Source organism: Mycobacterium sp. (assembly GCF_032159765.1).
Classification (GTDB): Bacteria; Actinomycetota; Actinomycetes; order Mycobacteriales; family Mycobacteriaceae; genus Mycobacterium.
This window is the reverse complement of record NZ_JAVHWM010000131.1, coordinates 18980-27803: the sequence shown is the minus strand read 5'-3', so window position 1 is coordinate 27803 and position 8824 is coordinate 18980. Positions and strand designations below refer to the sequence as shown.

The following is an 8824-nucleotide window of genomic DNA, read 5'->3' as shown; positions in this document are numbered from 1 at the left end:
TCGTGTTCTCGCGCACCCTGGAGTCCGTCGACTGGAACTCCCGCCTGGAACGCGGCGACCCGGTCGAGGTGGTAACGAAGCTGAAAGCCGAAACCGACGGCAGGCTGGAGGTGGCCGGCGCGACGCTGGCCGCACCGATCGTGCAGGCCGGACTGGTGGATGAGTACCGGATCGTGGTCACGCCCACCGTCGTGGGCGGCGGCACACCGTTTTTCCCGACACTGCCGTCATGGATCTCGCTGCGACTGTTGGAGAACCGCACCTTCCCGGGCGGCACGGTCCTGCTGCGCTACGAGGCGAAACACGACTGATCGGACATGCACAGCCAGGTGACGTGCGGATGCACTACGAGGTACACGACTCGAGCGGCTCCCGCCTCGACGTCCGCTGGGTGAACTACGGATCGACCGGCTGGGCGAGTCGCGTCGGCTCGTCGCGGCCCCGCAGAACTGTTTCTCCGTCGAACGTCCAACGCTGGCGCTCACTTTCACTTGCGCCCTCGACGGCCGGCCCCGACGCCAGGACACGCTCGTCTCGTGACTTCGCTTCCTCGGACAGCCGGGCGGCCTCGTTGACCGGGTCCCCGATCACGGTGTACTCGAAGCGCTCGTAGGCGCCGACGTTGCCGGCGACGACCTGACCTGCGCTCACGCCTATCCCCGCCGACATGTCCGGGACCTCATCGTGAAGCCTGCGCGCGATCGCGCGCGCGGCCGCGAGCGCCTCGTCCTCGGGACACTCCAGTTCGATCGGGGCGCCGAAAATCGCCAGTGCCGCATCGCCCTCGAACTTGTTCAGCAGGCCGTGGTGCCGGTCGACCTCGTCGACGATGACCGCGAAAAATCGGTTCAGCAGCTCGACGACCTCCTTCGGCGAGCGCTGGGTCGCGAGCTGGGTCGACCCGATGATGTCGACGAAGAGCACCGCAGCGTGCCGTTCCTCCCCGCCCAGGCTCAGCTTCTTCTGTTCCGCCGCGGCGGCCACCTCCCGGCCGACATGTCGGCCGAAAAGGTCACGGATACGCTCTCTTTCGCGCAACCCGTGCACCATCTCGTTGAACCCGCGCTGCAGCTGGCCGAGTTCGGTGCCGTCGAACACGACGAGGTTGGTGTCCAGATCGCCTTGTTCGACCCGGCTCAGCGCCGCGCGGACCACCCGTACCGGCGTGGCCGTGAGCCAGGACAGGATCCACATCAGGATGAAACCGAAGACCAAGGCGAACACCGCGAGAACCGCGATGGCGATCGAGAACTGCGTGGGGGTGACGTTCTGCAGGCTCAGGGTGATCACCGCCGCAAGAAGGATGCCGAGCACGGGCACCCCTGAGCCGAGCGCCCACACCAGCATCGTGCGGCCCATGATGCCTTGCGCCAGCCGCTCGGGGGGCCTGCCGGCTTCCAGTGCCTGCGCAGCGACCGGCCGCAACGCGAACTCGGTCAATAGATAGCAGCTGGCCGACACGACGATCCCCGGAAAGCTGATGCCCAGCAGCGTTTTCGGTAGGTAATGAATGTCGGCGAGCCCGTAGAGCGTGGACAGCAGGACGGTGCCGAAGCCCCAGAGGATCAGCAGGACCCGCGTCAGCCGCCACGGGGCGAAGAATGCGTTGCGCTGGTCTTCGCGGGTGGGCGGCCGTTCCTCGATGGCCCAGCGCACGTTGTTCATGACCCGGTGGGTGGCCCAGAACACGCCGACGACCAGCGCGGCCACGATGTAGGCGGGCGCGATCAGCCAGGTGATCCACCGGACGTCTGGATCGAACACGCTTGGCGTCGGGAACACCAGCAGCACCACCAGCGCGGCGATCCCGATCCCGATCAGGTTCGCGGAGACAACGAAGACGGTCAAGATGGTCTGAATTCGGACTCGCCGGCGAGACTGGCTCTCACTGGCCCGACCTAGCAGCCACGACCCGTAGTCGGGAGTGTCAGGCAGCCGTCCGCTCTGCTGCGTTACCCGCTCGAGCAGCCGACCCAGCCGCTGCGGAACCGACTCGCCAACCATGGTGGCGCAACATTAACCCGGGGCCGCCCCTAAGGTGTACGCGTGCGTCTCGTGATCGCCCGGTGCACCGTCGACTACTTGGGACGCCTCACGGCGCACCTTCCGTCGGCGCGACGGCTGCTGTTGGTCAAGGCCGACGGATCAGTGAGCGTGCACGCCGACGACCGCGCGTACAAGCCCCTGAACTGGATGAGCCCACCGTGCTGGCTGACGGAGGAAACGGACGGCCCGACGCCGGTGTGGGTCGTTGAGAACAAGGCCGGCGAACAGCTCCGGATCGCGATCGAGGAGATCGAGCACGACTCCTCCCATGAGCTCGGTGTCGATCCCGGCTTGGTGAAAGACGGCGTGGAGGCTCACCTGCAGGAGCTGTTGGCCGAGCACGTCGAATTGCTGGGCAGCGGATACACGCTGGTTCGCCGCGAGTACATGACACCGATCGGCCCTGTCGATCTTCTGTGTCGCGACGAGAACGGGCGATCGGTAGCGGTGGAGATCAAGCGCCGCGGCGAAATCGACGGTGTCGAGCAATTGACCCGTTACCTCGACTTGCTCAACCGCGACAGCCTGCTCGCCCCAGTGAGCGGGGTGTTCGCCGCCCAGCAGATCAAGCCGCAAGCCCGCACGTTAGCGGTGGATCGTGGAATCCGTTGTTTAACACTGGATTACGACGAGATGCGTGGTCTGGAGAGCGACGCGTACCGGCTGTTCTGACGTTCGCCCGATAGACTGGCGCCATGGCACGACGGAGCAGGCGCGCGCCTCGCAGTGCCCCGTTGCCGCCGCTGCCAGGTCCTCGTCGCATCGAGACGGGCACCGACGGATACGACTACGAGGTGCGCCCCGTCACGGCTGCGCGCGCCACCAAGCCGTACCGGTGCCCCGGCTGTGATCACGAAATACGTTCGGGTACACCGCATCTTGTCGTGTGGCCTGCCGACGCCGGCGAGCATGGCGTCGAGGATCGGCGGCATTGGCACACTGCGTGCTGGACGCACCGGGCGACGCGGCGCCCGACGCGAAAGTGGTCCTAACGGATCAGTGTTCGGCTGCGGGCTCGACCAGTTCGATCAGCACTCCGCCGGCATCCTTGGGGTGGATGAAGTTGATCCGGGAATTCGAGGTGCCACGGCGGGGCGCTTCGTAGAGCAGTCGGACCCCCTGGTCATGGAGGCGGCGGCTGAGCTGGTCGAGATTGCTGACACGGTAGGCCAGCTGCTGCAGACCGGGCCCGCGCTTGTCGATGAACTTGGCGATCGTCGACGACTCGTCGAGCGGCGCCATCAGCTGAATCTGGGCGCTGCCGACCGGTGCGCCGCGCACCGAGAGCATGGCCTCGCGGATACCCTGATCCTCGTTGACCTCCTCGTGCAGCACGATCATGCCGAGGTGGTTGTGGTACCACGCGATCGCGGCGTCGAGGTCGGGAACGGCGATGCCGACGTGGTCGAGCGCCGTCACCAACGCGCTGGCGAGGACAGGACGGGCATCAACCTGCTCGGTGGTCATAACGTAACGGTAACCTGACGGGCAAGATTTCGCGTCTGGACTGCTAAGACAGGGGCGCTGAAGCAAACGCTGGAGGTACGGATGACTACGTCGGTGATCGTTGCTGGGGCGCGCACGCCAATTGGCAAGCTGATGGGTGCGCTGAAGGACTTCTCGGGCACCGACCTCGGCGCGATCGCGATCAAGGCCGCGCTGGAGAAGGCGAACGTACCGGCGTCGCTGGTCGAGTACGTGATCATGGGCCAGGTGCTGACCGCCGGGGCGGGGCAGATGCCCGCGCGGCAGTCGGCGGTCGCGGCGGGCATCGGCTGGGACGTGCCTGCGCTGACGATCAACAAGATGTGCCTGTCCGGAATCGACTCCATCGCCCTGGCCGATCAGCTGATCCGGGCGGGCGAGTTCGACGTGGTGGTGGCCGGCGGCCAGGAGTCGATGACGGCCGCGCCGCACATGTTGATGAAGAGCCGCGCGGGGTACAAGTACGGCGATGTGACGGTCCTCGATCACATGGCCTACGACGGTCTGCACGACGTCTTCACCGATCAGCCGATGGGTGCACTGACCGAGCAGCGCAATGACGTCGACAAGTTCACCCGCACCGAGCAGGACGCCTACGCAGCGGGTTCCCACCAGAAGGCCGCCGCCGCGTGGAAGGACGGCGTGTTCGCCGATGAAGTGGTTGCAGTGAAAATCCCGCAGCGCAAGGGCGATCCGATCGAGTTCACCGAGGATGAGGGCATCCGCGCCAACACCACGGTCGAGTCGCTATCTGGGCTCAAGCCCTCGTTCCGGCCCGACGGCACCATCACCGCGGGGTCCGCGTCGCAGATCTCCGACGGCGGCGCAGCCGTGGTGGTGATGAACAAGCAGAAGGCGCAGGAGCTGGGGCTGAGCTGGCTCGTGGAGATCGGCGCGCACGGCGTCGTGGCCGGCCCGGACTCGACCTTGCAGTCGCAGCCCGCCAACGCGATCAAGAAGGCGATCGCGCGCGAGGGCATCTCGGTCGACGCGCTGGACGTCATCGAGATCAACGAGGCGTTCGCCGCTGTGGCCCTGGCCTCCACCAGAGAACTCGGTGTGGATCCGGAGAATGTCAATGTCAACGGCGGAGCCATCGCCGTCGGCCACCCGATCGGAATGTCGGGGGCCCGGATCACGCTGCACGCCGCACTCGAGCTCGCTCGCCGCGGCTCGGGCTACGGCGTCGCCGCGTTGTGCGGCGCCGGCGGTCAGGGCGATGCCCTGATCCTGCGCGCAGGGTAGTCGTCGAGCGTTTGCTGGGCGCGGCATCCTGGAGCAGCAAAATGCGTGCCGTGATATTGGTCATAACCAATAACTGAATCGATACGGTATTTGCTGCCGGGTATCGCGGCCCGATCGCGCAACCGGCTTTCGCGAGCCTGTCGGCGGCGTGACAGACTTACGTCGTGACCCGTCCGCGTCCCACCGTCGGGCCCGCCCTCGCGGGTGCCGTCGACCTCTCGGCACTCAAGCAGCGCGCCACACAGAACGACGGCGGAGCACCTCCCGGTGGCGCGGGCGCCGTCGAGGTCACCGAGGCCAATTTCGAGGCCGAGGTCATCGCCCGGTCCAACCAGATGCCGGTCGTGGTGGCGTTGTGGTCGCCGCGCAGCGACGCTTCCATCCAACTGGCCGACGCCCTTGGCGGACTGGCATCAGCAGATGCCGGCAAGTGGTCGTTGGCGACGGTAAACGTCGACGCTGCCCCGACGATCGCGCAGATCTTCGGCGTTCAGGCGGTGCCGACGGTGGTGGCAGTGGCTGCAGGGCAACCGATTTCCAGTTTCCAAGGCGTTCAGCCGCCCGAGCAGCTGCGCCGGTGGGCCGACTCCCTGGTATCTGCGACATCCGGAAAGCTCAGCGAGGGAATGGATTCCGAGCCAGAGCAGGTCGACCCCGGTGTGGCGAAGGCGCGCGAGCTGCTCGATGCGGGCAATCTCGACGCTGCGCTGGGCGCATACCAGGCAATTCTCAACGGTGATCCTGCCCACCCGGAGGCGAAGGCCGCGGTCCGGCAGATCTCGTTCTTGAGCAGGGCCACCAAGCATCGCCCGGACGCGACGCGGGCGGCCGATGCCGCACCCGACGACGTCGATGCGGCGTTCGCGGCCGCCGATGTCGAGATCCTCAACCAGCAGGTCGATGCCGCGTTCAACCGCCTGATCGATCTCGTCCGGCGCACCACCGGCGATGACAAGACCAAGGTCAGAACCAGGCTCATCGAGCTGTTCGACCTCTTCGATCCCGCCGATCCCGCGGTCATCGCCGCTCGGCGGAATCTCGCGAACGCGTTGTACTGAACGGCTATTCGGCGTCGTGGAAGATGATGCCGAGTGTGTGGCGCGTGCCTGAGCGCACGCGGCTGACACCGTGCCGGACCTTGGCGCGGTAGTAGCCGCGCTGGCCCGCCATCGGGCGTTGCTGGTTGGGAAAGATCAGCATGTGCCCCTGCTCGAGGCGCATCGCCTCGCCGACCGATTGCGCACGCGGACGTTGCGTGACCAACAGGAACTCACCGCCCGTGTAGTCGCGATCCGGACGGCTGAGCGCGACAAGCGCCTGGAAGGGGAATCCGATGGCGCCGTACACGTCCTGATGCAGAGCGTTGTAGTCGTCTTCCTCGTAGCGAAAGATCAACGGAGTCGGCCGGTTCTGGCCTTTCTGATGACAGAGCGCAAGGAACTCGTCGAGGGATCCCGGATACCCGCCGTCGATCCGAAGTTTGGCCGCCCAGTCGTTGGCGACGTGTGCAAGCGGCGTATAGAGCGCGCCGCGAAGCTGCTGGACCGGCGCTGGCAGTGGATAGCCGAAATACTTGTACGTGCCTGCGCCGTAACGGTATCGGCGCATGTCGATGATTTTGCGGAAGCCCTCGTCGCGGTCGAACAGGGCGGTCAGTTCATCGCACTCACCGGTATCGAAAATCGCTGGCGTGACGGCATAACCGCGCTCGTCGAGCGATTCGCGCATCCCGTCCCAATTTAGGCCGGTGATGCGGTCGGCTAGTTGTGACATCTCTGCCATACAACCGCACCCGCTGGATGACGCGCTGGCGGTTTTCCGACATCGCGCGCGACCGAGTTACTCCGGTGCCAGCCAGAGCGCCGAGAGCGGCGGCAGCACCATCGTCGCCGAGGCCGGCCTGCCGTGCCACGGCTCGTCGAGCGCCTCCACCGCACCGAAGTTGCCCACCCCGGCGCCGTTGTAGATGTCGGCGTCGGTGTTGAGCACCTCGCGCCAGCGTCCTGCTCTTGGCAAACCGAGCCGGTAGCGGCTGTGCTCGCTGCCGGAGAAGTTGAACACGCACGCCATCACCGAGCCGTCGCTGCCGAAACGCAGGAAGCTCAGGACGTTGTTCGCCGAGTCGTTCGCGTCGATCCACGAATAGCCCTCGGGGCTGCTGTCGCGCGACCAGAGTGCTGAACTGTCCCGGTAGATCGCATTGATGTCGTGCACGAATCGCAGAATGCCGTTGGAGAAGCCGCCCTCGTCGAGCTGGAACCAGTCGAGGCCGCGCTCTTCGGACCATTCGGCGCGCTGGCCGAAGTCCTGCCCCATGAACAGCAGCTGCTTGCCGGGGTGCGCCCACTGGTATGCCAGCAGGCTACGCAGCCCGGCGGCCTTCATGTGATCGTTGCCCGGCATCCGGCTCCACAGTGTGCCCTTGCCGTGCACCACCTCGTCGTGGCTGACGGGCAGCACGAAATTCTCGCTGAACGCGTACAGCAGCGAAAACGTCATCTCGTGGTGGTGGTAGGAGCGGTGGATGGGATCGCGGCTGATGTAGTCCAGCGTGTCGTTCATCCAGCCCATGTTCCACTTCATCGAAAAGCCAAGACCGCCAAGGCTAGTCGGGCGGCTGACCCCGGGCCATGACGTCGACTCCTCGGCGATGGTGACGATGCCAGGGGCCGCCTTGTGCACGGTGGCGTTCATCTCCTGCAGGAACTGCACGGCCTCGAGGTTCTCGCGGCCGCCGTAGATGTTCGGCGTCCAGCCGCCTTCCGGGCGCGAGTAGTCGAGGTACAGCATCGAGGCGACGGCATCGACGCGCAGGCCGTCGATGTGGTACTGCTCGAGCCAGTACAGCGCGTTGGCGACGAGGAAGTTGCGGACCTCCGGTCGTCCGAAGTCGAAAACATATGTGCCCCAGTCGAGTTGTTCACCGCGGCGAGGGTCGGAGTGCTCGTAGAGCGCAGTCCCGTCGAAGCGGCCCAGCGCCCACGAGTCCTTCGGGAAGTGGGCGGGCACCCAGTCCACGATCACGCCAATCCCCGCCTGGTGCAGGGCGTCCACCAGGTAGCGGAAGTCGTCTGGGGCGCCCAGCCGCGACGTCGGCGCGTAGTACGACGTGACCTGGTAGCCCCACGATCCGCCGAACGGGTGCTCTGCCACCGGCAGCATCTCGACATGGGTGTAGCCCTGTGCCACAACGTATTCAGTCAGTTGGTCGGCCAGCTGGCGGTAGGACAGGCCCGGCCGCCAGGACGCCAGGTGCACCTCATAGGTGCTCATCGGCGCGAACACGGGATTGGTCCCAGCGCGCCGGGACATCCATTCCTGGTCGCGCCATTCATAGCGGCTCAACGTCACTTTGGACGCGGTCTGCGGCGGCACCTCGGTGGCGAATGCGAAGGGATCGGCGCGGTCGGTGACCACATTATCGGCGCCGTGCACCCGGAACTTGTACAACCCGCCCTCGGGAAAGCCCGGCCAGAACAGCTCCCAGACCCCTGACGAGCCCATCACCCGCATCGGGGCCTCGTTGCCGTCCCAGTGATTGAACTCGCCGACCAGGCTGACCCCCCTGGCGTTGGGCGCCCACACCGCGAACGAGACTCCGTCGACCTCGCCGTCGGGGGTGTGGTAGGTGCGCGGATGCGCACCGAGAATTTCCCACAGCCGCTCGTGGCGGCCCTCGCTGAAAAGGTGCACGTCCATCTCGCCGAGCGTGGGCAGGAAGCGGTAGGCGTCGGCGACCGTGTGCGGGTAGACGGTCCCGTTGGCCCCGGGATAGCTCACCTCCAACCGGTAGTCGACGAGGTTGACGAACGGCAGCGCCACCGCGAACAGCCCGCCTGCGACGTGTTGCAGCGGGAACCGCTCGGCGCCCACGAGGGCGACGACGTCGACCGCATGCGGGCGGTACGCCCGGATCACCGTGTGATCACCGTATTCATGGGCGCCCAGGATGCTGTGCGGGTCATGGTGCTCACCGGCCAGCAGCCGGTCGAGGTCCGCGTCGCTCGGCGCGAGATGATCGCTGCCGACTTGCTTCGATTGAGTCATT

At 66.2% G+C, this 8824-nt stretch carries 9 protein-coding genes; 5 read left to right on the top strand and 4 right to left on the bottom strand.

From position 1 onward, the window contains the following. On the top strand, nucleotides 1–311 hold a 311-nt coding region (locus QOH60_RS14775), incomplete at its 5' end, for a dihydrofolate reductase family protein (protein ID WP_526421558.1). An 85-nt stretch (nucleotides 312–396) separates the two neighbouring features. On the opposite strand, the gene QOH60_RS14770 is transcribed toward QOH60_RS14775, so the two are convergent. Further along, on the bottom strand, nucleotides 397–2004 hold the full coding sequence (locus QOH60_RS14770; protein ID WP_526421556.1) for an adenylate/guanylate cyclase domain-containing protein: 1608 nt from the start codon (nucleotides 2002–2004) through the stop codon (nucleotides 397–399). A gap of 42 nt (nucleotides 2005–2046) precedes the next feature. Between QOH60_RS14770 and nucS the strand changes: the two genes are divergently transcribed. Further along, nucleotides 2047–2718: an endonuclease NucS gene (gene nucS / locus QOH60_RS14765; protein ID WP_526421554.1), complete on the top strand. Its 672-nt coding sequence runs from the start codon at nucleotides 2047–2049 to the stop codon at nucleotides 2716–2718. A gap of 23 nt (nucleotides 2719–2741) precedes the next feature. Then, nucleotides 2742–3038, top strand: coding sequence for an Rv1322 family protein (locus tag QOH60_RS14760; RefSeq protein WP_526421552.1), 297 nt, complete (start codon nucleotides 2742–2744; stop codon nucleotides 3036–3038). Nucleotides 3039–3042: 4 nt separating this feature from the next. Here the strand turns inward: QOH60_RS14760 and mce are convergent, their stop codons facing one another. Next, nucleotides 3043–3513: a methylmalonyl-CoA epimerase gene (mce, locus tag QOH60_RS14755; protein WP_526421550.1), complete on the bottom strand. Its 471-nt coding sequence runs from the start codon at nucleotides 3511–3513 to the stop codon at nucleotides 3043–3045. Nucleotides 3514–3594: 81 nt separating this feature from the next. Between mce and QOH60_RS14750 the strand changes: the two genes are divergently transcribed. Beyond that, complete coding sequence (locus QOH60_RS14750) at nucleotides 3595–4776, top strand: thiolase family protein (protein ID WP_526421548.1); 1182 nt, start codon at nucleotides 3595–3597, stop codon at nucleotides 4774–4776. Nucleotides 4777–4940: 164 nt separating this feature from the next. Continuing rightward, the gene (locus QOH60_RS14745) at nucleotides 4941–5834 is read left to right on the top strand and encodes a tetratricopeptide repeat protein (protein ID WP_526421546.1); all 894 of its coding nucleotides are present in this window, start codon (nucleotides 4941–4943) and stop codon (nucleotides 5832–5834) included. Between the two features lie 4 nt (nucleotides 5835–5838). Here QOH60_RS14745 and QOH60_RS14740 read toward each other — a convergent pair whose 3' ends face one another. Further along, entirely contained in the window at nucleotides 5839–6558 is a 720-nt protein-coding gene (locus tag QOH60_RS14740; protein ID WP_526421544.1) for a 2OG-Fe(II) oxygenase, read from the bottom strand. Between the two features lie 57 nt (nucleotides 6559–6615). Next, the gene (gene glgB / locus QOH60_RS14735) at nucleotides 6616–8823 is read right to left on the bottom strand and encodes a 1,4-alpha-glucan branching protein GlgB (RefSeq protein ID WP_526421542.1); all 2208 of its coding nucleotides are present in this window, start codon (nucleotides 8821–8823) and stop codon (nucleotides 6616–6618) included. Between the last annotated feature and the right edge of the window lies 1 nt (nucleotide 8824).

What these genes read in the sequence shown, in the direction of transcription:
- QOH60_RS14770 (WP_526421556.1), bottom strand. Translation starts at nt 2,004, where the DNA reads ATGGTTGGCGAGTCGGTTCCGCAGCGGCTGGGTCGGCTGCTCGAGCGG.
- QOH60_RS14760 (WP_526421552.1), top strand. Translation starts at nt 2,742, where the DNA reads ATGGCACGACGGAGCAGGCGCGCGCCTCGCAGTGCCCCGTTGCCGCCG.
- mce (WP_526421550.1), bottom strand. Translation starts at nt 3,513, where the DNA reads ATGACCACCGAGCAGGTTGATGCCCGTCCTGTCCTCGCCAGCGCGTTG.
- QOH60_RS14750 (WP_526421548.1), top strand. Translation starts at nt 3,595, where the DNA reads ATGACTACGTCGGTGATCGTTGCTGGGGCGCGCACGCCAATTGGCAAG.
- QOH60_RS14740 (WP_526421544.1), bottom strand. Translation starts at nt 6,558, where the DNA reads ATGGCAGAGATGTCACAACTAGCCGACCGCATCACCGGCCTAAATTGG.
- glgB (WP_526421542.1), bottom strand. Translation starts at nt 8,823, where the DNA reads ATGACTCAATCGAAGCAAGTCGGCAGCGATCATCTCGCGCCGAGCGAC.